The sequence below is a fragment of the Staphylococcus sp. CoH_129_LAB_1 genome, assembly GCF_058191515.1.
Genome location: NZ_JBXWKZ010000034.1, coordinates 1 through 25,456, shown reverse-complemented (window position 1 = coordinate 25,456; position 25,456 = coordinate 1). Strand labels below are relative to the sequence as shown.

At 31.9% G+C, this 25,456-nt stretch carries 21 protein-coding genes, 2 pseudogenes and 2 riboswitches; of the genes and pseudogenes, 13 read left to right on the top strand and 10 right to left on the bottom strand.

All coding sequences use genetic code 11. From position 1 onward, the window contains the following. Window positions 1–135 precede the first annotated feature (135 nt). The gene (locus AC2FB1_RS09615) at window positions 136–777 is read right to left on the bottom strand and encodes a cell surface protein (RefSeq protein WP_490675012.1); all 642 of its coding nucleotides are present in this window, start codon (window positions 775–777) and stop codon (window positions 136–138) included. A 165-nt stretch (window positions 778–942) separates the two neighbouring features. Further along, window positions 943–1,368, bottom strand: a complete 426-nt coding sequence (locus AC2FB1_RS09610; RefSeq protein WP_087436300.1) for a hypothetical protein — start codon at window positions 1,366–1,368, stop codon at window positions 943–945. Between the two features lie 147 nt (window positions 1,369–1,515). Continuing rightward, window positions 1,516–1,624: riboswitch (SAM riboswitch) on the top strand. Window positions 1,625–1,729: 105 nt separating this feature from the next. Between AC2FB1_RS09610 and AC2FB1_RS09605 the strand changes: the two genes are divergently transcribed. Both AC2FB1_RS09605 and AC2FB1_RS09600 read left to right on the top strand, forming a co-directional pair. Continuing rightward, window positions 1,730–2,545 carry a MetQ/NlpA family ABC transporter substrate-binding protein gene (locus AC2FB1_RS09605; RefSeq protein ID WP_490675011.1) on the top strand — a complete coding sequence of 272 codons (816 nt, stop codon included), beginning with the start codon at window positions 1,730–1,732 and terminating at the stop codon, window positions 2,543–2,545. Window positions 2,546–2,742: 197 nt separating this feature from the next. Beyond that, complete coding sequence (locus AC2FB1_RS09600; RefSeq protein WP_490675010.1) at window positions 2,743–4,080, top strand: aspartate aminotransferase family protein; 1,338 nt, start codon at window positions 2,743–2,745, stop codon at window positions 4,078–4,080. Between the two features lie 135 nt (window positions 4,081–4,215). Here the strand turns inward: AC2FB1_RS09600 and AC2FB1_RS09595 are convergent, their stop codons facing one another. Then, on the bottom strand, window positions 4,216–5,667 hold the full coding sequence (locus tag AC2FB1_RS09595; protein ID WP_490675009.1) for an APC family permease: 1,452 nt from the start codon (window positions 5,665–5,667) through the stop codon (window positions 4,216–4,218). Between the two features lie 745 nt (window positions 5,668–6,412). On the opposite strand from AC2FB1_RS09595, the gene alsS reads away from it, so the two are divergent. The 3 genes from alsS to AC2FB1_RS09580 all read left to right on the top strand — a co-directional run bounded on the left by alsS (window position 6,413) and on the right by AC2FB1_RS09580 (window position 10,058). Beyond that, window positions 6,413–8,077, top strand: a complete 1,665-nt coding sequence (gene alsS, locus AC2FB1_RS09590; RefSeq protein ID WP_490675013.1) for an acetolactate synthase AlsS — start codon at window positions 6,413–6,415, stop codon at window positions 8,075–8,077. 29 nt (window positions 8,078–8,106) lie between these two features. After that, window positions 8,107–8,811, top strand: coding sequence for an acetolactate decarboxylase (gene budA / locus AC2FB1_RS09585; protein ID WP_490675007.1), 705 nt, complete (start codon window positions 8,107–8,109; stop codon window positions 8,809–8,811). Between the two features lie 530 nt (window positions 8,812–9,341). Beyond that, the gene (locus tag AC2FB1_RS09580; protein WP_490675006.1) at window positions 9,342–10,058 is read left to right on the top strand and encodes an epoxyqueuosine reductase QueH; all 717 of its coding nucleotides are present in this window, start codon (window positions 9,342–9,344) and stop codon (window positions 10,056–10,058) included. A gap of 53 nt (window positions 10,059–10,111) precedes the next feature. Here the strand turns inward: AC2FB1_RS09580 and AC2FB1_RS09575 are convergent, their stop codons facing one another. Together AC2FB1_RS09575 and AC2FB1_RS09570 are read right to left on the bottom strand one after the other, a co-directional pair. Further along, window positions 10,112–10,387 (bottom strand): hypothetical protein, encoded by a 276-nt coding sequence (locus AC2FB1_RS09575; RefSeq protein WP_490675005.1) that lies wholly within the window; start codon window positions 10,385–10,387, stop codon window positions 10,112–10,114. Window positions 10,388–10,458: 71 nt separating this feature from the next. Beyond that, entirely contained in the window at window positions 10,459–11,529 is a 1,071-nt protein-coding gene (locus AC2FB1_RS09570; protein ID WP_490675003.1) for a quinone-dependent dihydroorotate dehydrogenase, read from the bottom strand. A gap of 226 nt (window positions 11,530–11,755) precedes the next feature. On the opposite strand from AC2FB1_RS09570, the gene AC2FB1_RS09565 reads away from it, so the two are divergent. Together AC2FB1_RS09565 and AC2FB1_RS09560 are read left to right on the top strand one after the other, a co-directional pair. Beyond that, entirely contained in the window at window positions 11,756–12,610 is an 855-nt protein-coding gene (locus AC2FB1_RS09565; RefSeq protein ID WP_490675002.1) for a fructosamine kinase family protein, read from the top strand. Window positions 12,611–12,664: 54 nt separating this feature from the next. Continuing rightward, window positions 12,665–12,913 (top strand): annotated as a pseudogene (locus AC2FB1_RS09560) (VOC family protein); the annotation flags it as partial. 278 nt (window positions 12,914–13,191) lie between these two features. Here the strand turns inward: AC2FB1_RS09560 and AC2FB1_RS09555 are convergent. From AC2FB1_RS09555 to AC2FB1_RS09545, 3 genes are all read right to left on the bottom strand, one after another. Next, window positions 13,192–13,428: a DUF896 domain-containing protein gene (locus tag AC2FB1_RS09555; RefSeq protein WP_490675000.1), complete on the bottom strand. Its 237-nt coding sequence runs from the start codon at window positions 13,426–13,428 to the stop codon at window positions 13,192–13,194. Between the two features lie 12 nt (window positions 13,429–13,440). Then, complete coding sequence (locus AC2FB1_RS09550) at window positions 13,441–14,382, bottom strand: LLM class oxidoreductase (protein ID WP_490674999.1); 942 nt, start codon at window positions 14,380–14,382, stop codon at window positions 13,441–13,443. A gap of 206 nt (window positions 14,383–14,588) precedes the next feature. Continuing rightward, complete coding sequence (locus tag AC2FB1_RS09545) at window positions 14,589–15,155, bottom strand: TetR/AcrR family transcriptional regulator (RefSeq protein ID WP_490674997.1); 567 nt, start codon at window positions 15,153–15,155, stop codon at window positions 14,589–14,591. 288 nt (window positions 15,156–15,443) lie between these two features. On the opposite strand from AC2FB1_RS09545, the gene AC2FB1_RS09540 reads away from it, so the two are divergent. From AC2FB1_RS09540 to AC2FB1_RS09515, 6 genes and pseudogenes are all read left to right on the top strand, one after another. Further along, window positions 15,444–16,502 (top strand): PTS sugar transporter subunit IIC, encoded by a 1,059-nt coding sequence (locus AC2FB1_RS09540; protein ID WP_490674996.1) that lies wholly within the window; start codon window positions 15,444–15,446, stop codon window positions 16,500–16,502. A 102-nt stretch (window positions 16,503–16,604) separates the two neighbouring features. After that, window positions 16,605–18,029 carry a phosphate--AMP phosphotransferase gene (locus AC2FB1_RS09535; RefSeq protein WP_490674995.1) on the top strand — a complete coding sequence of 475 codons (1,425 nt, stop codon included), beginning with the start codon at window positions 16,605–16,607 and terminating at the stop codon, window positions 18,027–18,029. A 431-nt stretch (window positions 18,030–18,460) separates the two neighbouring features. Continuing rightward, window positions 18,461–19,189: an aggregation-promoting factor C-terminal-like domain-containing protein gene (locus AC2FB1_RS09530; RefSeq protein WP_490674994.1), complete on the top strand. Its 729-nt coding sequence runs from the start codon at window positions 18,461–18,463 to the stop codon at window positions 19,187–19,189. A 117-nt stretch (window positions 19,190–19,306) separates the two neighbouring features. Then, a pseudogene (locus AC2FB1_RS09525) lies at window positions 19,307–19,918 on the top strand (phytoene desaturase family protein); the annotation flags it as partial. A 67-nt stretch (window positions 19,919–19,985) separates the two neighbouring features. Further along, a riboswitch (SAM riboswitch) is annotated at window positions 19,986–20,101 on the top strand. Between the two features lie 69 nt (window positions 20,102–20,170). Further along, a complete protein-coding gene (locus AC2FB1_RS09520) occupies window positions 20,171–21,331 on the top strand; it encodes an aminotransferase class I/II-fold pyridoxal phosphate-dependent enzyme (RefSeq protein ID WP_490674993.1) in 1,161 nt (386 codons plus the stop codon). 28 nt (window positions 21,332–21,359) lie between these two features. Further along, window positions 21,360–22,358, top strand: a complete 999-nt coding sequence (locus tag AC2FB1_RS09515) for a D-lactate dehydrogenase (RefSeq protein WP_490674992.1) — start codon at window positions 21,360–21,362, stop codon at window positions 22,356–22,358. A gap of 262 nt (window positions 22,359–22,620) precedes the next feature. Here the strand turns inward: AC2FB1_RS09515 and copZ are convergent, their stop codons facing one another. Then, the gene (gene copZ, locus AC2FB1_RS09510; protein ID WP_490674990.1) at window positions 22,621–22,830 is read right to left on the bottom strand and encodes a copper chaperone CopZ; all 210 of its coding nucleotides are present in this window, start codon (window positions 22,828–22,830) and stop codon (window positions 22,621–22,623) included. Between the two features lie 88 nt (window positions 22,831–22,918). Continuing rightward, on the bottom strand, window positions 22,919–25,306 hold the full coding sequence (locus AC2FB1_RS09505; protein WP_490674989.1) for a heavy metal translocating P-type ATPase: 2,388 nt from the start codon (window positions 25,304–25,306) through the stop codon (window positions 22,919–22,921). Between the last annotated feature and the right edge of the window lie 150 nt (window positions 25,307–25,456).

Sequence of the window (25,456 nt, the reverse complement as noted above, 5' to 3'; positions counted from 1 at the left end):
TCAAAAAATTAAAATTGAACGGTTTAGTTAAGTAATGCTTATTTTATTTGTAAATGCTTGACTAATCGTAGGAAAAGGAGTGAGTCAGAATTCATTTTGAATTCGTTGACTCATTCCTTTTTTTATTTATTAGTATTAGAACTGTTTATTAGATAAATGAGGATGAGTATGATGTTTTCTTTTTAGTAACAATGAAGTTCCCATAATAGCTAGAAGTGAGGCAAAAAGTTGATTTGAGTGTTGTTGTGTATTTTCCCCAGTGTTTGGAAGTATGTTAGCAAAAGATTGTGAAGTTTGAGTATTGTTATGGGACTTAGAAGATGGTAGTTCAGAAGAAGCAACTGTCCCTATATAATAACGATTAAGTTCACGTGCACAATCAACAGAATTAACTTGTTTATTGTTAGGAGAAGAAGTTGTTTCAGCAGCTTTAGCGATACCTGATTCTGCATGAATACGTGTATCTTGAAGTCGATTAAAGTCACTATATGGACCATTTTTATACTCAACTTCGCCATTCTTATAAACTCTATACTCCCCACTACCTGTATTTAACTTGTTATGACTTATAATTTCAAAGTATTCTCCTTTGTCAACAGTACGACCAAATCGTTGTAGGTTTGGATTACCTCCACTATTAGATAATGCATCTGTAGCAATTTGTTTAGCATTTTCTTTAGTAACTAAATCGGCAGCATGTGCTTCTACAGAATGAGTCGTTGTAAGTAACATCGTACTTGTTAAAAGTATAGTTGCAATAAGAGAAACTTTCTTCATAATGAAAACCCCATTTCATTCATGATCAATTACAACTAGAGTGTAGCATTTAAATAGAGCAGAAATAGGATTTTAAAAAAAATCATAATAAATCTTTAACTTAACTTAAAGAATAAACCTTTTGTAAAAATTAAATAAATATTTCCAAATCATTTATTTAAAAAGTTAATATTGTTTTTTAGAAAAATATGAAATAGCGAAAGCCATTAAAATTGTAAAAATAATGTGAGCTATCATCCATAATCCATATTCACTCCAACTAAAATGGAAGAATGATCGTTTTGCTATAATGATAAGTGAAGGGTAAAGAGAGGCAAAAACGAGCATTAATAAGAAATAGCTTACTTTATATAATGATTTAAATACGTGATAAATAAGCAAGAAAATAAAATATATTAACCATCCTATAAAGATATGAATGGCTAGTTCTAATAGTAAAGGAGTTTTACTTGGATCAATTAAGAAATCGATATTAATTAATAATAAAGTAAGATGCGTCGATTGAGCTAAGATATCCATGATAACCATTGTGATTAATAAAATGATACTAATGACTAAAGCACTGATAAAATGATAAACATAACGAATCATAGTATTCCTCCTTTGATTATAAATATGATAAGAGTATTCCCGTAAAGAAAGCATTCAACACTTTCTAAATATTTAGAATAGTTTAAATATTATATTGACTTATATTTAAACTAATGATAAATTAATGATAATTCAATAAACTATAAACTCTTATCAAGAGTGGTGGAGGGATGTGCCCTATGAAGCCCGGCAACCGTTATTTTATGACATGGTGCTAATTCACATAAAGTAAATCATATACTTTAGAAGATGAGAGAAAGTGTATCAATGCTTTCTCTTAATAGTAGAAAGTATTTTTTTATGTCTTTACATATCTATAAGAGAAAAAGAATATTGAAAATTGATAAAAGGATTGATACATATGAAAAAATGGATAGGTATATTTAGTATCGTATTAGTAGTATTCACTTTAACAGCATGTGGAAAAGAAAAAGAGGATAGCAAGAAAATAACTGTCGCAGCGTCACCAGCACCTCATGGTGATGTATTGAAAAAAGCTAAAGAAGAGATGAAGAAAAAAGGTTATGATTTAGAAGTTAAGGAAGTTAATGATTATAAAGTGCCTAATAAATTGCTAGATAAAGGTGATGTAGATGCTAACTTCTTCCAACATGTTCCATACTTAAATGCTGAAAAGAAAAGTCATGGGTACAAGATTGAAGAGTTAGGCAAAGTATTTACGACCCCTATGGGTGTATACAGTAAAAAATATAAACACTTAAAAGATATTCCAGATGGATCAACGATTTATGTTTCTAATAATCCGGCAGAAGAAGGACGATTTTTATCATTCTTTGTTGACGAAGGATTAATAAAGTTGAAAAAAGGCGTTAAAATCGAAAATGCAAAATTTGAAGATATTGCTGAAAATAAAAAACATTTAAAATTTAATCATCAGCAAGGTGCAGAATTCTTACCAAAAACATATAAGAATGGTGAAGGCGCTGCAGTGATTATGAATTCAAACTATGCGCTTGATAATGGTTTAAAACCATCTAAAGATGCTATTGTTATGGAAGGTAAATCATCACCATTTGCGAATACTATTGCCGTTCAAGAAGGTCATAAAGATGATAAAAAATTCCAAACATTATTAAAAGTTATGCAATCTAAAGAAATTAAAGAGTATATTAAAAAAGAATATGGCGATGATGTTATTCCATATGAAAACAAATAAATCATAAAAGGTCTCTATTAGAGGCCTTTTATGATTTATATTTATCATTGTATAAAAGATAGAAAAAATATATTTTAATTTTTCTGAAAATATTTACAAATCTGACAATTATTAGTAAGATATTGATTATTATCATAGAAGTAAAGTCAATAATAAACAGTGTAGATTATTGATGTTGTGGGAGAGGATGAGTCAATTTGAGTAAAGCAGAGGACATGATAAAAGAAGATAGTAAGTATTTTGCTACATCAGGACGTATTAAATATTATCCACTAGTGATTGACCACGGGCATGGAGCTACATTAGTAGATGTAGATGGAAAAGAATATATTGATTTGTTGTCTAGTGCTAGTTCACAAAACGTTGGACATGCACCAAAAAAAGTGACAGAAGCAATAAAAAAACAGGTAGATCAATTCATCCATTATACGCCCGCATACATGTATCACGAGCCTTTAGTAAGACTCGCTAAAAAGTTATGTGATATTGCACCAGGAAACTATGAAAAACGTGTTACATTTGGTTTGAGTGGTTCGGATGCTAATGATGGAATAATTAAATTTGCACGTGCTTATACAGGACGGCCATATATCATTAGTTTTACAAATGCCTATCATGGATCTACATTTGGATCGCTATCAATGTCTACTATCAGTTTGAATATGCGTAAACATTATGGACCGTTATTAAATGGATTTTATCATATACCATTTCCAGATAAATACAGAGGAATGTTTGAACAATCCAAGCCAAATACTATTGAAGAATATTTAGCACCATTAAAAGATATGTTTGCGAAGTATGTTCCAGCTGAAGAAGTAGCTTGTATTGTATTAGAAACGATTCAAGGAGATGGAGGATTACTAGAACCAGTAGAAGGATACTTTGAAGCACTGGAAGCCTTATGTCGTAAACATGGTATTTTAATTGCCGTTGACGATATTCAACAAGGATTAGGACGGACAGGTTCTTGGAGTTCCGTGACTCACTTTAACTTTACACCAGATATCATTACATTTGGTAAATCATTAGCAGGCGGATTACCAATGTCAGCAATTGTAGGTCGAAAAGAAATTATTGAAAGTCTTGAAGCTCCAGCACACTTATTTACAACAGGAGCAAATCCAGTAAGTTGTGAAGCGGCTCTTGCTACGATTGAAATGATAGAAGAAGATGATTTATTAACTGCCAGTACTGAAAAAGGGAACTACGTGCGTCAACGTATGAATCAATGGATAGATAAATATAATTACGTAGGAGATGTACGCGGTATTGGATTATCCATTGGCATTGATATTGTTAAAGATAAAAAAACAAAAGAACGAGCATCAGAAGAAGCTTTGAAAATATGTAATTATTGTTTCGAACATGGCGTCGTTATTATTGCAATTACTGGAAATGTACTACGATTCCAACCCCCACTTGTCATTACTTACCAACAATTAGATAAGGCATTAGATGTAATTGAAAGTGCACTGCAAGCCTTACAAGATGACCTGTTAGATAAGTATATGATTGATGGACAAGGTTGGTAACATTATCAAAAGAGCAAGAAAAGATATTCAACTAAAATCTTTTCTTGCTCTTTTTCAGTATAATCCCCCCTAAAAAATAATTGAATATTTCTTAGGGGGATTAAAATATTATAAATATGAAATTAGTTCATTATCTTAATCTTTTGGTACAACATAATCATCTTCTTCATTCTTTTTAGAATGCTTAATACCATAGAATACATATATAACAATACCAACTAAGAACCAAATTAATGTGTAAAGTTTAGCTTCAAAACTTAATCCCCAGAATACAAGTAATACTAATACAAATGTAATGACTGGTAATACTGGGAAGAATGGAACTTTAAATGCTGGAACTGGTAAATCTTTTCCTTCACGTTTTCTTAAACTATACATTGCAATAGATACAAACATAAATGCAATTAATGTACCTGCTGAAATTAATTGAGCTAAGAAAGCAAATGGGAACATTGAACCAATTAAAACACCAATGATAGTTAAAATAACAAGCGCTCTATTAGGTAAATGTTTACCATTTAATTTGGCTAACCAAGAAGGTAATAATCCATCACGACCAAATGAATAAAGTAAACGTGAACCAGCTAACATCATACCGATTAATGCTGTAAACATACCAATGACAGAAATAGCTTGAACCACCGCTGCGACAACACCATGTCCACTTTGACGAAGTGCCCAACCTACAGGTTCAGCATTGCCAGCATATTTTGAATAATGGAACATACCAACTAATACTAAAGCTACTGCTACAAATAAAATAATTGCAATAATTAATGATCCTAAAATACCACGTGGCATTGTTTTTTGAGGATTTATTGCTTCAGCTGAGTTTGCGGCAATTGAGTCAAACCCTATGTATGCCAAGAAAATCATTGATACACCAGCATAAATACCTTGCCATCCGCCAAAATCACCAGTTGCAGTGACTTTATGTTCAGGAATAAATGGTACATAGTTACTTGCATGAATTGCTGTTAAGCCGACAATAACGAATAAAACAATTGCTAAGACTTTTAAAATTACTAAGATATTTTCAATGCGAGCTGCTTCGCTCATACCACGAGATAATAATAATGCAGTTAAGATAATAACAATTGCTGCAACTAAGTCTATAATTCCACCATCTGCACCAAACGGATTAGATAAAGACTTAGGTAACGCGATACCTAAAGGAGAAACAAGTCCTCTCAAATTGGCTGAAAAACCAGAAGCTACAAAAGCAACAGCAATGAAGTACTCGGCAAGTAATGCCCAACCAGCTACCCATCCGAAGAATTCACCAAATAAAACGTTAATCCAAGAATATGCAGATCCAGCAAAAGGCATGGCTGCTGCCATTTCAGCATATGAAAATGCGACTAAACCAGCGACAATCGCAGCTAATAAGAAAGATAAAGCTACGGCTGGACCAGCATGCTCTGCTGCTACTACGCCAGGTAAAGTGAAAATAGATGTTGATACAATAGTACCTACACCTAATGCAAGAAAATCTTTAACGCGTAAAGTACGTTTTAAATGTCCATCTTTACTTTGATAGATAGTGGGATCTTCTTTTCTAGTAAAATTTTTGAAAAAACTGGCCATAATTATGAACCTCCACTAATAAGTTTAAATTTTTAATTAATTAGCTTGTCAGCTATATAACATTTATTATCATAGCATAAAAGAATAGTATTTTGTCTAAAATTTCTGAAAATTTCAAGTTTTCTTACTTTTAATCAAACAAGAATACATAACTAGAAAATTTAAATGATAGATTTGATTATATCAGATAAAATTAAAATAAAAACAACTAAAAAGAGTATTTTTACCTTTTAAATATAAAAAGTGGTAATTATGCCAATATTATTATTATAATTATAGTAGAAAAGTCAAGTAATTAGACCTTTTATGTGTGTTATTTTACATTAATTAAAGTATGTTGACCTATTCCAATATGGAATGGTTTCTATCGAAAATATGTATTTTATTAATACTTTCATACGTACTATAATAATATTCGTAATAAAGTTACAACATATTCAAATCTTCTAAGAAATATGTCTGACTATCATTCCCTTAAAACAATGACATATATAATAGAAAACTCCCATCCCATATTTGAATATGTCTAATTAACTGAGGTTACACTTCAACTAGAGAGGTTGAAGTTATTTAAATATAAAGAAGCCGCAATTAACATGTGACTAAGTCTTTCCCTCTTTTTCCCTATAAAAAATAGACATGTGTGTGGCTTCTTTTTAATTGGGTAAACAATAAATAGAAACACAATATTTAAAACAAAAAATTTTAAAATACAAATGTAAACTTGAAAGGATATGAATATAAAATGGCTAAAGAAAACTATTCTGCTGCAGATATGGTCATTGATACTTTAAAAAATAATAATGTGGATTATGTATTTGGTATTCCAGGTGCAAAAATCGACTATTTATTCAATGCATTAGAAGATGATGGTCCAGAACTTATCGTTACACGTCATGAACAAAATGCTGCAATGATGGCGCAAGGCATTGGACGTTTAACAGGTAAACCTGGTGTTGCTTTAGTAACAAGTGGTCCAGGGGTAAGTAACTTAACAACTGGATTATTAACAGCTACTTCAGAAGGTGACCCTGTATTAGCAATCGGTGGTCAAGTTAAACGAAATGATTTATTACGTCTTACTCACCAAGCTGTAGATAACGCTGCGTTATTAAAATCATCAACTAAATATAGTGCAGAGGTTCAAGATCCTGAATCATTATCAGAAGTTATGACAAATGCAATTCGCACTGCAACTTCAGGTAAAAATGGTGCAAGTTTCATTAGTATTCCGCAAGATGTTATTTCATCTCAAGTGCAAAGTAAAGCAATCGACTTACCAGAAAAACCTCATTTAGGTGTACCAGCAGATGGAGAAGTGAATGAAGTGCTTCAAGCAATTAAAGATGCTAAATTCCCTGTATTACTTGCAGGTATGAGAAGTTCTAGTGAAAAAGAAACAGAAGCAATTCGTAAATTTGTTGAAAAAACAAGCTTACCTGTTGTAGAAACTTTCCAAGGTGCTGGTGTGATTAGTCGTGAATTAGAAGACCATTTCTTTGGTCGTGTTGGTTTATTCCGTAACCAAGTGGGTGACGAATTACTAAGAAAAGCTGACTTAGTAGTTACAATCGGTTATGATCCAATTGAATACGAAGCTAGTAACTGGAATAAAGAATTAGATACTGAAATTATTTCAATTGACGAAGTACATGCTGAAATTACAAATTACTTACGTCCTAAAAAAGAATTAGTAGGTAATATTGCAGGTACAATTCAAATGATGTCAGAAAAAGTATCTGAACCAATTATTGATCAAAAACATTTAGATGACTTAGAAGAATTAAGAGCAAATATTATCGAGGCTACTGGTATTAAATATGAACATGAAGATGGTATTTTACATCCAGTAGAAATTATTAATACAATGCAAAAAACGTTAACTGATGATACAACTGTAACAGTAGACGTAGGTAGTCATTATATTTGGATGGCTCGTAAATTTAGAAGTTACAATCCAAGACACTTATTATTCAGTAACGGTATGCAAACTTTAGGTGTTGCGTTACCATGGGCTATAGCAGCTGCATTAGTACGTCCAAACACACAAGTTGTATCAGTTGCTGGTGATGGTGGTTTCTTATTCTCAGGTCAAGATTTAGAAACTGCTGTACGTAAAAAATTAAATATCATTCAATTAATTTGGAATGATGGTAAATATAACATGGTTGAATTCCAAGAAGAAATGAAATATAAACGTGCAGCTGGTGTAGCATTTGGTCCAGTAGATTATGTTAAATATGCAGAGTCATTTGGTGCGAAAGGTATCCGAGTAACAAGCCCAGAAGAACTTGAAGCTGCAATTAAAGAAGGTTACGAAACAGAAGGACCAGTTTTAATTGATATTCCAGTAAATTATAAAGATAATATTAAATTATCAACAAATATGTTACCAGATTCTTTAAATTAATTTTCTAAAAAATAGGAGTGAATATTAATATGGGTCATGTATTATATCAACATGGTACATTAGGTACATTGATGGCAGGTTTATTAGAAGGAACTGCAACAATCGATGAATTATTAAAACATGGTGATTCAGGACTAGCAACACTTACAGGTTCAGACGGTGAAGTTATCTTCATTAATGGAGAAGCTTACCATGCAAATGAACACAAAGAATTTAAAAAACTTAAAGGTGATGAATTAACACCTTTTGCTACAATTACTAAATTTGAAGCAGACGAATCTTATGAAACTTCTAATAAAGATTCTGAAACAGTATTAAATGAAGTAAAAGAACATATGTTAAGTGATAATTTATTCTCAGCAGTAAAAATCACTGGTAAATTTAAAAAAATGCATGTTCGTATGATGCCAAAACAGGAACCACCATATACAAGATTAATTGATTCAGCACGTAGACAACCTGAAGAAACTCAGGAAGATGTTAACGGTACAGTGATTGGTTTCTTTACACCTGAATTATTCCATGGCGTTGGTTCTGGTGGTTTCCATATTCATTTCGCCAATGATGATCGTAATTTCGGCGGACACATTTTAGATTTTGAAGTAGATGATGTAAAAGTTGAAATTCAAAACTTTGAAACATTTGAACAACACTTCCCAATCGATAATAAAACATTCACTAACACTGAAATTGATTATGCAGACATCGATGCAGAAATTAGAGAAGCTGAATAGTATCTTATTATGAGAGTACGAGTCTACTATGATTCGTACTCTTTTTTATTTTTAAAAATAATATTTTAAACAATTGATTTTAATGATATAATGAAACAAAATTTTATATTTATGGAAGTATACAGGATGTAATATCCAAATTGTGGTCGATCATATCATCAAGGAGATTTATTTTGTGAAGAATGTAGAACGAAGATTAGAGCAAGTTGTACTAACTACAATATCTACATCAGAATCATTAAGCTTGGATCATCATTAATTAATCAATTTGATGATTTCGGAGTATGACGTAGATTATTTGGAGTGGTTTTAATTGTTTATTGTAAGCATTGTGAAAGTAAATTTGTCATAGACGAAAGGTATGTATACTATAATATGGCATGTGTTACTTATACTATTGACCATACATTGGTGTTTCGAACGTATATGAGGCATCGAAAAAAAGAATATATAATGAATCATTAGTATTCGTTATTTTCTTATGAAATGAAGTAAAAAATAAAATTAGCTTATATAAGGTGTTGATATATATGATAAATGCAGAACCTATTATTGCGAAGATGAAAAATCAAAAAATTAATTATGATAGAGTATTGAAAAAACTGATTAATCAATGGGAACATGAAGGGGTTCGCCCTAAAATTTTATTACACAGTTGCTGTGCACCTTGTAGCACATATACATTAGAGTATCTGTCTCAATATGCAGATATTGCTATTTATTTCGCTAATCCTAATATCCATCCTAAAAATGAATACTTAAGACGTGCCAAAGTTCAAGAGCAATTTGTAAAAGATTTTAATGAAAAGACGGGATATGCGGTAAAATATATTGAAGCTGATTATCAGCCACATGAATTCATGAAGATGGCGAAATCGCGTGGTCTTACTGAAGAGCCTGAAGGTGGAAAACGCTGTACTGCGTGTTTTGAGATGCGTTTAGAGCTTGTCGCAGAAGCGGCAGTGAAGTATGGATATGATTATTTCGGCAGTGCATTGACATTATCTCCTAAAAAGAATGCTCAATTAATTAACGAACTCGGTATGGAAGTTCAACGACTGTACAATACATATTATTTACCTAGTGATTTTAAGAAAAATAAAGGATATGAACGTTCTATAGAAATGTGCAATGATTATAATATATTTAGACAATGTTATTGCGGTTGCGTATTTGCAGCGATGGAACAAGGTATTGATTTTAAAAAAATTAATCAAGATGCTAAAGCATTTTTAGAACAATTTTAAAAAGGAGTAAGAAAGAGTTATTTAACCATTCTTTCTTACTCCTTCACTTTTAGTTACAACATACGTTGGATAAAACGTACAATAGCTAAGATAGCAATAACAAAGGCAGATAGTAGTCCAGCGATTTTTACACCTTTTTTCTCTTTTTCAGGTTCAGGATCTTTATTTTCCATCATTTCTAATAGTTCACGTTCAATGTCAAGATCCAAAGCTGTTTTCTTTTCACAGTTGTAACCTGTACTATCATCCTGTTCTTGAGAAGATTTACCATCTTCAGTTTTATTTTTGTCTATGGTTTGTGACTTTGTTTGTTTATCTTCTATAGTCATCAACATGCCCTCCGATAATACGTGCTATGTTTGATATTAGTATAGTACATTTTATCATTTAGTGAAATATTTTAATGTTTAGCATCTAGTCCAATAATCTCACTAATATTATTGTAATGATTTGCTTTTAAATATTTAGCAATATCTCGATTAATTTTTTTAGTTAAACCAGGTCCTTCTATCACAAGCGATGAGTAAATTTGTACAAGTGACGCACCATTTCGCATCATTTGGATTGTATCTTGTGCATTAAAAATACCACCTGTACCAATGATTAAAAACTCACCATTTGTTTGTTGATAAGCCCATTTTACAAGTTCTAAATTACGTTTAAATAAAGGTCGGCCACTTAATCCGCCATCTTCTACTTTATTTGGAGAAGATAATCCATCACGTTTACGTGTTGTATTGGCTAAAATCATACCATCAAATGTTTCTGTGATTTGCGGTAAAATGTTTTTAAATCCTTCAAGTTCTAAGTCAGAAGTCAGTTTTAAAAAGATTGGGACATTCACTTCGTGTTGTGCTTTATAATCTGTTAAAGCATGACATAACATTGAAAATTCATCTTTATCATGGAAACTTTGTAAGTTTTCAGTATTAGGTGAGCTAATATTCACAGTGAAAAATGATACATCTGCTTTAAATGCATCGATGACTTTAATATAATCTTGATAACGTTCTTCGTAAGGTGTCGTTTTATTAACGCCCACATTTAAACCTACAGGAATAGTGTAAGCATGACGTCTTAAATTCCATAAAGCTTTATTCATCCCCATATTATTAAAGCCCATACGATTGATTAAGGCATCATCTTCAAGTAAGCGATACATACGCGGTTTAGGATTGCCATCTTGTGGTTTAGGTGTGATGCCACCAAGTTCAAGAGCACCGAAACCAGCATTTTCAAGTGCTTTAGGCACTTCACATGATTTATCAAAACCAGCAGCTAAACCAACTGGATTTTTAAATGTTATCCCATTAATGTTTTGTGAAAGAGAGGGGTGTTCATATGTAAATAATTTATTTACAAAAGGTAGTAAAAAAGCGTTTTTCTGTGTGAATTTTAAGGCATCTACTGTCAATCCGTGTGCCTTTTCAGGTTCGATTTTGAATAAAAGAGGTTTAATTAATTTGTACATAATAATGCTCCATTTCATTGTATTTGAGGCTTACTATCCTCATTTAATATCATTGAAAAAACATTCCTTTAATAGACTAGCACGTTCGCTTAAAAATGAATAGTCTAATTTGAAAGTGTTTGAAAAATTGTCTAAACTTTATATCATTTTGGAATTACAAAGGTTAAAGCATATCAATTTAGGAAATAGAATAGTAGATTAAGAAATGAACGGAGGAGGATAATTAATGAAGACTGAATGGAAAAATCAGTTACCTTTAGAAGGTATTCAAGATATTTCTCCAGTAAGCGGTGGAGATGTAAATGAAGCATTTAAAGTTACAACAGGCGATGATATATATTTCTTATTAGTTCAAAGAAATCGTAAATCTTCTTTCTACGCTGCTGAAATTGCAGGATTAGAAGCATTTGAAAAAGTAGGTATCACAGCACCACGAGTGATTAAAAATGGTGAAATTAATGGTGATGCGTATCTATTACTTAGCTATTTAGATGAAGGCGGTAAGGGAAGTCAAAAAGAATTAGGACAACTGGTAGCTAAAATGCATAGTAAGCAACAATCAGAAGGGAAATTTGGTTTCGAACTATCATATGTAGGTGCTGATGTCTCATTTGATAATACATGGTCAGAGTCTTGGAGTGAAATTTTCGTAGAACGTCGTATGGACCATTTAAGAGATGAACTATTACGTAAAAATTTATGGAATGAAGAAGATAATAAAGTGTATGAGCAAGTTCGTTCAATAATGGTTAGAGAATTAGAAAATCATAACAGTAAACCATCTCTTTTACACGGTGATTTATGGGGTGGCAACTATATGTTTTTAAAAGATGGACGTCCTGCCTTATTTGATCCAGCGCCTTTATATGGAGATAGAGAATTTGACTTAGGAATTACTACTGTCTTTGGTGGATTTACACAAGAATTTTATAATGAATATGAAAAACATTATCCTTTAGGAAAAGGTGCAGAAAAACGCTTAGAATTTTATAGATTGTATTTATTCATGGTACATTTAGTTAAATTTGGAGGCATGTATGCAAGTAGTGTAAATCGTTCAATGGATCAAATATTAGCATAATAAGTCTAGATTGTACTTCAAAAAAATAATAAAAACGCTCTACGATAACATTTTGGACAAACAGTTGTGATTTTAATAAAAAACAGTCATTTTGAAAAGGTGACGTATGATTTAGTTTCACATAAACTTAATGAAGTAATTATATCATTAGGCATTAAAACTAATGACAAAGTGGATGAATTAATGCGAAAAGTAGAAGTGTTAGGCGGTAAAGTGATTGATGAACCTAAGACTTCTCAAGGGTATTACGGTGCAATATTTGTAGATCCAGATGGCCATAAATATAATTTTTTAGTTTGTTAATTAAATATTTTTTATCAAATAAACCAATTAACTTGAATCCCAAGGGTAAAATGAAATGATGCGCACCCGTAAAGTTGGACTTAGAATTTAACTTTATGGGTGTATTTTTAATAAAAAGTAATTACTGTCATGTTGATGCTTTATCTTTATATAGTGGTATATAATGATAAAGTATCAATATCTTTGAGCGTCTTTTTAGTTAGCATATTAGTTAATGAAAAAAGACTGTCTACAAAGTTCAAAACTTTGAGAACAGTCTAAGTTTTAATAAGAATATGTTATTTTTCTTGAATATTGCCGTATTCTTCTCTTAAGTCATACACTTTATCTGGTGTGACATCTTGGCCAAGTGGATCTACAACTTTCATAGTTGAGAATGTATGAAGTACTTGACCTCTAATCATTCCTAAATATTCTTGTCTTAATTGATGTTGTTCTTGTTTTTCTTCGACACTTAAGTTTTCCACTTTTTCTTTATTTGCTAATTGATTAATTCTTTCTAATAATTCTCTCATTAAAAAATCCTCCTAAATTGTATGAGCTGGAAAATGGGGGGTAATATATGTTCCAACTTCTTCTATCATGTCTTCTAATTCACGATTTTGATTTATAAATTTCAAAATGATGTGATTTGTATTCATTGCTTCGTATGCTTTTAATATTTGTAATAAGTTTTTTCGACCCGTACGATAACCACCTTTAATCACAGTTACCGTTTCATTAGGATTGTCAGATAACTCTATGAGTAATACATTGATAAATGGTTTGAAGTAAGGTGTACCTTTGTGCCATTTATCAACGAGTGATTTTTGTTGTTGAAATGGTTGAGCATAAAATAACCAACCATCCATATGCTTTTGTATCCATGACATCGTTTGTTTTGAGTACCCCGTTGCAAACATAGGGATATTATGATGTTTTGGTAGTACTTGTAATCCTGAATCTTCATATAACTTGAATTGATGATTTGAAATATGAGGGGAATGTGATGTCCATAATTGTCTAAGTGATTCAATTGAAGTTTGAAAATGTTCACTAAGGTCACTTTCAATTATTTTAAAAGCTGGGAACTCGAATGAACGGTCTCCAGTAGCCATGCCAAGTAATAAACGTTGCTTAGAAATGATATCAAGTGAAGCGGCTGATTTAGCTAAATGGATAGGATGACGTAATGTTGCCACGATACTACTTGTTCCAAGTGCAATCTTTGAGGTAAACGCACTTAAATACGTTAGAAAAACGAATGGATCGTAATTCTCAGTTACTTGTCCTAAATGAGGACTATAAAGTGGATTATCTCGTACAAATAAACTTGTAAAACCTAATCGTTCAGCTTGTTGTGCAAACTTCATTTGTTCATTAAAATCAATACACTCTTTATTATTATCAAATGGTATGGATAAGCCTAATGTTAATTTATGATTTTTAAAGGTACGTTCAAAACCCTCATGATCTTCTATCTTGGACATATCATCCCTCCTAACTAAAGTTTATTTATTCAATACTTATTAACTAAACAACAAGTGTTGAATATAATATAACGTAATTTATAAATTTATGCAAGTCGTATGCTTTTATATATATATATAAAAGAGAGGGCCAAAATTTATTGTCCCACTCTCATATATTAAAAATGCCTAAGACAACTCATTATGTCTTAGACGTTTTTAAAGAATTATAAATTTGTAATATGATGTAGTAAGAAAGATAAGTTCTGATTAATAAACTGTTCAGCACTTAGCTCACTTGTATCTAGCCAATGTCTTGCTAGTCCACATAAACCAGCTGCTAAAAAGCTTGCGCTATTTTCAATAATTTCAGAATGATGATCAGGATATTTATGTTGTAACATGAGCGTAAAGATGTCTTCTAACTCGTTATTAATAGATTTATGGGCATGGTTACAAAAAGTTTCTCTATTAAGTTTACAAACGTTTTGTACATTTTCTAAATAATGTGCTATTGAGATAAATAATTTAGAGATAATTTGACTGTTCAGTGTATTTGAAATAGATAACGTTTCTTTAATATCTTTAAGAATAGTCATTGATAATGAGTAATCTAATATTTCGTATTTATCATTAAAGTGGGCATAAAATGTAGCTCGATTAACAGTAGCACGGTCAGTAATGTTTTTTACTGTAATTTGGGTCATTTCTTTTTCTTGTGACACATTTAAAAATGCTTCTACGAGTAATTGTTTTGTTCGTATAACTCTTGGATCAATTTTATTGCTTGCCATAGGGACACCCCCTTTATTTTAAAATAGGATTACTTTAAATTATTAAACGAATAAAGAGGGTTGTCAAAGAGTATGATTAATCATTCTGTTTTAAACTATACAATGGAAGAAACTCGTCTTTTTAATTTAATATACATATAAATTGTTGCCTAAAATTCTTAAAATATCCATAAAATAAGAAAAACTTAAGAAAATAATAAAATAAATATTCTGAAAATTTAGAAAATGTGTTATAGTATTTTTTATCATTACTTATTACAGATATAAAAAATTATAGGAGGTATAAGAATGACAACAGAACTTAGAAAAATAAGTGTAGGAGATTTTATTTTTAGAGTACTATCAGGAGTAGCCATAGGAATCGTAGTAGGGTTAGTACCTAATGCTATTTTAGGTGAAATCTTTAAAGCACTTATGCATCATCATCCTATTTTTGCAACGCTACTACATGTGGTTCAAGCTTTACAATTTACAGTACCAGCATTAGTGGGTGCTTTAATCGCTATTAAATTCAATATGACACCGCTTGCTATTGCCGTTGTTTCTAGTGCAGCATATGTAGGAAGTGGGGCTGCTCAGTTTAAAAATGGTGCATGGATTATTGCGGGTATTGGTGACTTAATCAATACGATGATTACTGCAGCCATTGCTGTGTTATTTATTTTACTTATTGAAAAACGCGTAGGAAGTATGGCATTGATTGTTTATCCTACCATTGTCGGAGGTATTTCAGCTACAATCGGTGTCCTTATCTTACCTTATGTACATACAATTAATATTGCAATTGGTAATATGATTAACAGCTTTACCGAATTACAACCCGTACTTATGTGTATGTTAATTTCGATGGTATTTAGTTTTATTATTATTTCGCCATTATCAACTGTAGCGATTGCAATTGCTATTGGTATCACAGGTTTGGCAGCAGGTTCAGCTTCAATTGGTATTTCAGCTACTGAAGCTGTCTTACTTATTGGCACAAGTCAAGTGAATCGTGTTGCAGTACCAATTTCTATTTTCTTTGGTGGCGTGAAAATGATGATGCCAAATATGGTAAAATACCCAATTATTATGTTACCTATTTTAATTACTGCAGCAGTTTCTGGTATAGTTGGTAGTCTCATAGGTATTGCGGGAACAAAAGAATCTGCAGGATTTGGTTTTATTGGTATGATTGGGCCAATTAGTGCGTTTAAGTTTTTACATATTGATTCAGCGATGATGAAAGTGATATTAATCTTTATTGCATTCTTTGTCGTACCATTAGTTACTGCATATATTTTAGACATTATGTTACGTAAAATTTTAAAATTATTTACAAATGATATATATAAATTTATGGGATAAAATTGAGAAAGTGGTAGATGAATTCATCTATCACTTTCTTTTTTAAGAAATAAATCATGTTACAATGTAATAGAGAACATGAAGTTAAAGGATGAAGCGTTAATGACGAAAAAAATTGAAACTTTAGCATTAAAAACTGCAGAATTAACTCGACGTACACATGAATTAGGCATCCCAGTCATGATATTATTCGAAGGCGTACCAGCGTCTGGAAAAACACGTTTATCTAATGAATTATTATTAAATTTAGATGCAAAGTACACACAATTTATTGCGACACAGTCACCTAAGCAAGATGATTTAAGATATCAATTTTTACAAACATATTGGAATACCTTACCTAAAAAAGGAAATATAAATATTTACTTTAGAAGCTGGTATTCTCATTATCTAGATTATAGAGAAAATAAAATTAAACACGATAAATATAAAGACTATGATGTACTCAAACAACAAATTTCTTCTTTTGAAGATATGCTTAAACAAGATCAGTATGAAATCATTAAGTTTTTCATAGAGATTAATGAAGAAAAACGTCAAGAACATATTCAACAAACAAAAGAAAATCCATTGATGCGTTGGAAAGTGCAAGAATATAGTAATGTACTTTCAACAGATGTTTATCTTAAAGATATGCGTCAATTTATAAAAAATGATAAAGCATGGGAAATCATTGATTATACCGAAAGAGAAAAGGCAATTGAGAAAATGTATGAACATATTATTAAACGTCTTGAAAAAGCAATTGAAAAATATGAACAAAAAGAAGAGCAACGAGACGGTAAATTTCATTCTAATTTCAAAACGCATCTCTTTGATAAAAAAGTGGATAAAGTAAACAAAGAGGAATATAAGCAGCTTATTGTGGAATTGCAAAATCGTATGAGAGAAATTCAATTTGCATTATATGATAGAAAGATTCCGCTCATTTTAGTATTTGAAGGTATGGACGCAGCCGGTAAAGGTGGAAATATTAAACGCATTAGAGAAAAATTAGATCCAACTGGTTATCGAGTGAATGGAATTAGTGCTCCTACAGATGTTGAAATAAAACATCATTATTTATGGAGATTTGCGAAAGATATGCCAAGAACAGGACACATTGAATTATTCGATAGAAGTTGGTATGGACGAGTATTAGTGGAACGTGTAGAAGGATTTGCATCAATAGATGAGTGGCAACGTGCGTACGATGAAATAAATGCATTTGAGAAAATGTGGACAGATGAAGGAGCGATTATTTTAAAATTCTTCCTTACATTAGATAAAGAAGAACAGTTAAAACGTTTTAAAGATCGACAAGAAAATGTTGATAAACAATGGAAAATCACAGATGAAGATTGGCGAAATAGAGAGAAATGGGATTTATACGTTGAAGCAAGCCATGATATGGTTGAAAAAACAAATACCTCCTATGCGCCATGGCTTGTTGTTCCTGCCGATCATAAAAAAACTTCTCGTATTGAGATATTAAAATATATCATTCGTAATTGTGAAAAGGCACTTTGGGGAGTAAAAGATTATTAAAATTTTCATAACAAGGAGCTATTTTATAGAATAGTTTCTTGTTTTTTTATCAAAAAAATAAAAATTCTAGTAGTTCATTACTTTTTAAAATTATTACAGGAATGTAACAAAATATTAATTTGTAATATTACCGATTGTGTAAAACGATTGTAAATTTTGTAAAAGAGTATTGTAAAACGTTAATTTATAATAAAAATAAAGCCTATATTGATAGATTTATATATTACAAGAAATACTTTATATATTTCAATATTACAAAATAACAGTTTGATTGTAATTTTTTGTAAAATAAGTGTAATACTATTCTGCGAATTTTATGGTATAGTAGCTATTGTCAAAAGTTAAACAACAAATGAAAACAGAAATACAATTTAAACAAAGAACAAAACATAACGAAAATATATATTTTAATTTTGGAGGAATTATTTATTATGAAAAAGACAGTAATCGCTTCGTCATTAGCAGTCACTTTAGGTTTAACAGGATATGCTTTAACAAATGATCACAGTGCACATGCATCTGAACAATCAACAAACTACTCTCATTTAGCTGACTTAGCTCAAAATAACCCATCTGAATTAAATGCTCACCCAGTACAAGCTGGTGCATACAACATTTCATTCGTACAAGATGGTTTCAAATATAACTTCACTTCAAATGGTAACACTTGGTCTTGGAACTACACTTACACTGGTGGTGTTGATACAGTTCAATCAACTACTGACTACACTGATTCATACAACCAAGCTTCAACTCAATCAGTAAGCTCAAATAATCAAGCTAGCACTTCAAATGTAAAAGCTGTTTCAGCTCCAGTACAAGAAACTTCTAGCTATAATAACTACAGTGCTCGTACTACTTCATATTCAGCACCAAAAACAACTTCATACTCAACTGCTTCAACTGGTGGTTCAGTTAAAGCTCAATTCTTAGCTAATGGTGGTACTGAAGCTGCTTGGAACGCTATCGTAATGCCTGAATCAGGTGGTAATCCAAATGCTGTTAACCCAATTGGTTACAGAGGTTTAGGTCAAACTAAAGAAGCTTGGGGTACTGGTTCAGTAGCTACACAAACTCAAGGTATGGCTAACTATGCTAAATCACGTTACGGTTCATGGGATGCAGCAATTGCTTTCCGTAATGCTAACGGTTGGTGGTAAGATTTAAATAGATAACTGGATAGTACATCGAGTTATCAAAAAAGGAGGACGACAATGTCGTTCTCCTTTTTTTATTTTTTTAATATAATATTTTTAATTTCTTGCTTAATACATATAAAGATAGATAAAATGGATTATTCATGTTCTGCATTTTTAATTTATGCAGGAATAAACAGAGATTTGAAAGATAAAGTTCATTTGCATAATGTGATTTTTGCTGAAGATTTTAGAGGAAACATTGACGATATTTTTGAAGGAAGATTGCCGAAAGATCCTTCTATATATCTTTATTTCCCCTCTGTTGAAGATGAGGAATTGGCTCCTGAAGGAAAAACAGGTATGTACATTTTAATGCCAGTACCTGAGCTTAAAACAGGTCAAATTGATTGGAATAATCCAGCCATAATTGAAAAGACTAAAAATGAAATTTACAAAAAAATAGAAACAATTGAAGCGCTTAAAGGAGTGCGTGAAGATATCGTATCTGAAACTATTTTTACACCCTTAGATTTTGAAGCACGTTATAATGCTAAATTCGGTACGGCTTTTGGATTAATGCTTACTTTAACACAAAGTAATTATTATCGTCCGCCTAATGTGTCTCGTGATTATAAAGATTTATATTTTGCAGGCGCAAGTACACATCCAGGCGCCGGTGTACCCATTGTATTAACAAGTGCTAAAATAACAGCAGAGGCTATGTTAGAAGATATTAAAAATATGAAGTAGAAAATATAAGTCTGAAAATTGACAATTATTAGTCTAATGTTAAAATAAAACTTAATTAATATGCAAGAACTTATCAAGAGAAGTGAAGGGATTTGGCCCAATGAAACTTCAGCAACAGGCCTTATAAATATAAAGTACTGTGCTAATTCCAAGAGGACTGTAAAATGACCTCATAGATAAGTGACATATATCTCATGAAGCTATATGCCACAAAAAAGTGGTATATAGCTTTTTTATTTAAGGAGGAATAATATGGTTATTTCAAAAAGATTAGCAGCCATTCCTGATAGTTATTTTGGAAAAACGATGGGACGTAAAGTAGAACATGGCCCATTACCGCTTATTAATATGGCAGTAGGGATTCCAGATGGGGAAACGCCTAAAGGTATCATCGATCATTTTTCTGAAGCTATTCGTATTCCTGAAAATCAAAAATACGGTGCTTTTCATGGGAAAGAATCATTTAAAGAAGCCATTGTTAATTTTTATCAACGTCAGTATAACGTGACATTAGATAAAGAGGATGAAGTATGTATTTTATATGGTACAAAAAATGGATTGGTAGCTTTACCTACATGTGTTGTTAATCCTGAAGAAAATGTGTTACTTCCTGATCCTGGATATACAGATTATTTAGCAGGGGTCATGCTCGCAGATGCCAATCCGGTTCCATTAAATCTAGCCCCACCAGATTATTTGCCAAATTGGGATAATGTAGATAAGGAAGTATTAAACAACACAGCACTTGTTTATTTAACGTATCCTAATAATCCAACGGGATCAACGGCTACAAAAGAAGTATTTGACGAAGCAATTGAACGATTCAAAGGTACAAAGACAAAGATTGTACATGACTTTGCATATAGTGCATTTGGGTTTGATGCTAAAAATCCTAGTATTCTTGCTTCAGAACATGGTAAAGATGTTGCTATTGAAATTTTCTCACTTTCAAAAGGATATAATATGTCAGGTTTCAGAGTGGGGTTTGCAGTGGGAAATAAAGATATGATTCAAGCATTAAAAAAATATCAAACACATACGAATGCTGGAATGTTTGGTGCCTTACAAGACGCAGCAGCTTATGCACTCAATCATTATGATGAATTTTTAGAAGAGCAGAATGATACATTTAAAAGACGCCGAGATAAATTTGAAGCAAAATTAAGTGAAGCACACCTGCCATTCGTTCACTCTAAGGGGGGAATCTATTCATGGCTACGTACTCCTCCAGGTTATGATAGTGAAACATTTGAACAATATTTATTAAAAGAAAAATCAATTTTAGTTGCGCCAGGCATCCCATTTGGTGAAAATGGAAAGTATTATGTTCGAATATCACTTGCATTAGATGATGATGCATTAGAAGAGGCGGCAAATAGATTAGTAGATTTAGCAGATATGTATCAAGAATAGTTAAAATAATGAAATTAGGTGAAAATGTATGACTAAAATAAAAATAATGAGTGTAAGAGAAGAAGACATTCCGTATATTGAAGAATGGGCTGAATACAACAATGTTGATGTTGATTTAACCAAAGAAATGTTAACGGAGGAAACAATTGAAACTGTAAAAGGATTTGACGGTCTATCGTTATCACAACAGCATCCAATTTCAGAAGAGATTTTTGCGAAATTAAAACAATATGGTATTAAACAAATCGCACAACGTAGTGCAGGATTTGATACGTATGATTTAGAATTAGCTACAAAATACGATATGATTATCTCAAATGTACCATCGTATTCTCCAAGTTCAATTGCTGAATTTGCTGTTACACAAGCTATTAATATTGTAAGGTATCAAAAACGTATTCAAAATAAAGTACGTGACTTTGATTTTCGTTGGGAACCTTCTATTTTATCTCAATCTATTCGTGATTTAACTGTTGCAGTTATTGGTACTGGACGTATAGGTTCGATTGTAGCAAGTATTTTTGCAAAAGGTTATAACAGTAAGGTAGTCGCTTATGACCCATTTCCAAGTGCATCCATAGCTGAATTTATTGATTATAAAGATACGTTAGAAGAAGCAATTAAAGAAGCAGATATTGTTACTGTGCACATTCCAGCAACAAAATATAATCACCATTTATTCGATGAATCTATTTTTTCAAACTTTAAACAAGGTGCGGTATTTGTGAATGCAGCTAGAGGCTCAATTGTAGATACCAGCGCATTACTTTCTAATATAGATAGTGGTCGAATTAAAGGGGCTGCATTAGATACATACGAATATGAACGAGGGCTTTTCCCTGGTGATTATCGTGAAAAAGATATAGATGATGCACTCTTAAAGCAACTTATTGAAAGAGAAGATATCATTTTAACGCCACATATTGCTTTTTATACAGAAGCAGCTGTGAAGAATCTTATTGTTGATGCACTTGATGCAACACTAGATGTGTTAGCAACTGGTACGACAAAACTAAGAGTCAATTAGAATATAAACAAGAGGCTGGGACATAATTCCTAGCAAAATAGCCAGTAAATAAGTTTATTATAACTTCATTTACTGGCTTCTTATGTATAAAGAATATAACATGACTCTACTTACTCTACTAATGGCACTCAATATAAGAAAACGAGCAACCCAACGAGTTGAAAATAATCAAAAGTTTATAAAAAAGACAAGTTCTATATTATTTCAATAGAACTTGTCTTTTTTCACTTATCCAGAAACTTTATGTCCCGGACTCTTTTTATTATTTTTTTACGTCATAGCCTTGATCTTCGATTGTATCATGTAATTCTTTCATTGAAACAAGTTCATCATTATAATCTACACGAACTTCATTTTTATCAAGGTCTACTTCCGCAGTTCTTACACCATTAATTTTAGCTAATGCTGATTCGATTGTATTTTTACAATGGTCACAACTCATACCGTCTACTTTAATGACTCCGTTAATCATTGATTGTCACCTCCAAATATTTCATAATTACTATACCCATATTTTACGCTTTTTAAATTTTTATGAAAGTGTAAATTTTAAAATAGAGTTATAATTTCATACGTTTTAGACGTAATGCATTGGTTACAACGCTGACAGAACTTAATGCCATTGCGGCACCGGCAATCCATGGAGCGAGTAAGCCCATGGCAGCAATAGGGATACCAGCTGCATTATAACCGAAAGCCCAAAAAAGATTCTGTTTAATATTTCGAATGGTTTTATGACTTGCGTGAATCGCTTTAGGAACCAAGGCAATATCTCCACCTAAGATAGTAATATCAGCTGCTTCAATTGCAACTTCAGTACCTGTTCCCATTGCAACGCCAATATCTGCTTGAACTAAAGCGGGCGCATCATTAATACCATCTCCAACCATTGCAACGTTTTCACCTTTATCTTGAAAATGAGCAACATGTTTAGCTTTATCTTCAGGAAGAACATTTGCAATAACGTGGTCAATACCAACTTCACTTGCGATAGCTTGAGCCGTAGAGTGATTATCTCCTGTAATCATTACAGTACGTAAATTCATTTCTTTCAGTTCTTGAACAGCAACTTTTGCTTCAGATTTAACGGTGTCTGCTACAGCGATATAACCACGTAATATCTGATCATATGCAATCAACATGACAGTTTGTCCTTTTTGTTCAATTTGAGTGATTTCATCTAATAAGGACTCTGTATCAATATGATAATGTGTCATTAATGATCGATTACCTATGAGTAATGATTTATTATTTATTGTAGCTTTAATACCATGACCTGGTAATGTTTCATAGTGTTGTATGTTTGTTAAAGTAATTTGTTTTGTTTTAGCATACTTAACAATAGCTGTTGCTAAGGGATGTTCAGAGTTATGCTCAGCAGAAGCAACATATTGCAATAAGGTATCATCACCTTTAAAGTAAGTAACTTCTGGTGTACCGTGAGTCAACGTACCCGTTTTATCAAATACAATTGTATCAATTTGATGAGTGCGTTCTACATATTCGCCACCTTTAAATAAGATACCTTCTTCTGCTGCACGTCCTGTACCAACCATAATAGAAGTTGGTGTAGCTAGTCCTAATGCGCATGGACAAGCAATCACTAATACAGAAATCATAGCAACGAGTGCATCTTCAAATTGGCCAGGATGAACGAAAATAATCCATATTATAAAGGTGATCAAGGCAATGCCGATGACAATAGGTACAAAATAGCCTGAAATAATATCTGCTAAACGTTGAATAGGTGCTTTTGAACTTTGGGCTTCTTCAACTACTTTAATAATATTAGATAAAGCGGTATCTTGACCTACTTTTGTTGCTTGAATGGTAATGACACCATTTTTATTTAGTGTTGCACCAATCACTTCATTATCAACTGTTTTATCTATAGGCATGGATTCTCCAGTTAACATGGATTCATCTACTGTTGTTGTCCCTTTAATGACTTTTGCATCTACTGGAATTTTTTCTCCTGGTTTAACAAGTAATGTGTCTCCAACTTGAACATTTTGAAGCGGAACCATTGTTTCTGTTCCATCATCTTTAATGAGACGTGCTTCTTTGGCTTGTAAGTTTAATAATTGATTTAAAGCATGTGTTGTTTGTGATTTTGCACGTGCTTCTAAATACTTGCCAAATAAAATTAAAGTGATTAAAACAGCACTGGTTTCAAAATAAAGATGGGGCTGTGTGGTTGAGTCTAATAACCATTTACTCATTTCGTAAATACTATAGAAATAAGCTGCACTAGTACCAAGTGCTACAAGCACATCCATATTGGCACCACCATTACGTAAATTCTTGTATGCACCAACATAAAATTGCCATCCTATAATAAATTGAATGGGAGTAGCTAAGATAAATTGAAACCAAGGATTCATAAATATTTCAGGTAACGGTACATTAAATAAATGAACAAGCATAGTTAAAAGTAATGGAAAAGCTAATATTGCTGAAATAATGAGTTTATTACGTTTTCTTTTTAATTCTTGAACTTTACGAGAGACTTGTTCTTTTTTTGATTGTTTAGGTTTAGCATCATAGCCGAGATGTTGAATTCGTTCAATGAGAGTATCAACATCAGTTTGACCAGGATAATAATCGATAGTTGCTTGTTCAGTGGTCAAATTGACTGTCGCTTGCTTAACACCTGCTGTTTTATTTAGTACCTTTTCAATACGATTAGAGCATGCCGCACATGTCATACCTATGACGTCTAGTTCGCTTTTGTCTATTTCAACGTCATATCCTAATTTTTGTATTGTTTCTATAAAATCATTTACTTCATATTGATCATTAGGATAATTAATAGTAGCTTTTTCAGTTGCTAGATTCACTTGAGCATGAACGCCATCTATTTTATTCAATCGCTTTTCAATACGATTAGAACAAGCGGCACACGTCATACCAATGATATTCAAAGTGATTTGACGATTTTGATTCATATTTTCATCCTCCTACCACTTTCAATATACCCCCTTAGGGTATACTAGTCAATGACCTTGCTTGATGAATAAAAAAAGAGGCTGGGACATAATTTCTAACAAATTAGCCAGTAAATGAGTTTATTATAAATTCATTTACTGGCTTCTTTA

Coding starts and splice junctions, on each gene's coding strand:
- AC2FB1_RS09535 (WP_490674995.1), top strand. CDS start 16,605: ATGACGAAAAAAATTGAAACTTTAGCATTAAAAACTGCAGAATTAACT.
- AC2FB1_RS09505 (WP_490674989.1), bottom strand. CDS start 25,306: ATGAATCAAAATCGTCAAATCACTTTGAATATCATTGGTATGACGTGT.
- AC2FB1_RS09570 (WP_490675003.1), bottom strand. CDS start 11,529: ATGTACAAATTAATTAAACCTCTTTTATTCAAAATCGAACCTGAAAAG.
- AC2FB1_RS09515 (WP_490674992.1), top strand. CDS start 21,360: ATGACTAAAATAAAAATAATGAGTGTAAGAGAAGAAGACATTCCGTAT.
- AC2FB1_RS09575 (WP_490675005.1), bottom strand. CDS start 10,387: ATGACTATAGAAGATAAACAAACAAAGTCACAAACCATAGACAAAAAT.
- AC2FB1_RS09530 (WP_490674994.1), top strand. CDS start 18,461: ATGAAAAAGACAGTAATCGCTTCGTCATTAGCAGTCACTTTAGGTTTA.
- AC2FB1_RS09595 (WP_490675009.1), bottom strand. CDS start 5,667: ATGGCCAGTTTTTTCAAAAATTTTACTAGAAAAGAAGATCCCACTATC.
- AC2FB1_RS09540 (WP_490674996.1), top strand. CDS start 15,444: ATGACAACAGAACTTAGAAAAATAAGTGTAGGAGATTTTATTTTTAGA.
- AC2FB1_RS09605 (WP_490675011.1), top strand. CDS start 1,730: ATGAAAAAATGGATAGGTATATTTAGTATCGTATTAGTAGTATTCACT.
- AC2FB1_RS09565 (WP_490675002.1), top strand. CDS start 11,756: ATGAAGACTGAATGGAAAAATCAGTTACCTTTAGAAGGTATTCAAGAT.
- alsS (WP_490675013.1), top strand. CDS start 6,413: ATGGCTAAAGAAAACTATTCTGCTGCAGATATGGTCATTGATACTTTA.
- AC2FB1_RS09555 (WP_490675000.1), bottom strand. CDS start 13,428: ATGAGAGAATTATTAGAAAGAATTAATCAATTAGCAAATAAAGAAAAA.
- AC2FB1_RS09580 (WP_490675006.1), top strand. CDS start 9,342: ATGATAAATGCAGAACCTATTATTGCGAAGATGAAAAATCAAAAAATT.
- AC2FB1_RS09545 (WP_490674997.1), bottom strand. CDS start 15,155: ATGGCAAGCAATAAAATTGATCCAAGAGTTATACGAACAAAACAATTA.
- AC2FB1_RS09615 (WP_490675012.1), bottom strand. CDS start 777: ATGAAGAAAGTTTCTCTTATTGCAACTATACTTTTAACAAGTACGATG.
- AC2FB1_RS09610 (WP_087436300.1), bottom strand. CDS start 1,368: ATGATTCGTTATGTTTATCATTTTATCAGTGCTTTAGTCATTAGTATC.
- copZ (WP_490674990.1), bottom strand. CDS start 22,830: ATGATTAACGGAGTCATTAAAGTAGACGGTATGAGTTGTGACCATTGT.
- budA (WP_490675007.1), top strand. CDS start 8,107: ATGGGTCATGTATTATATCAACATGGTACATTAGGTACATTGATGGCA.
- AC2FB1_RS09520 (WP_490674993.1), top strand. CDS start 20,171: ATGGTTATTTCAAAAAGATTAGCAGCCATTCCTGATAGTTATTTTGGA.
- AC2FB1_RS09550 (WP_490674999.1), bottom strand. CDS start 14,382: ATGTCCAAGATAGAAGATCATGAGGGTTTTGAACGTACCTTTAAAAAT.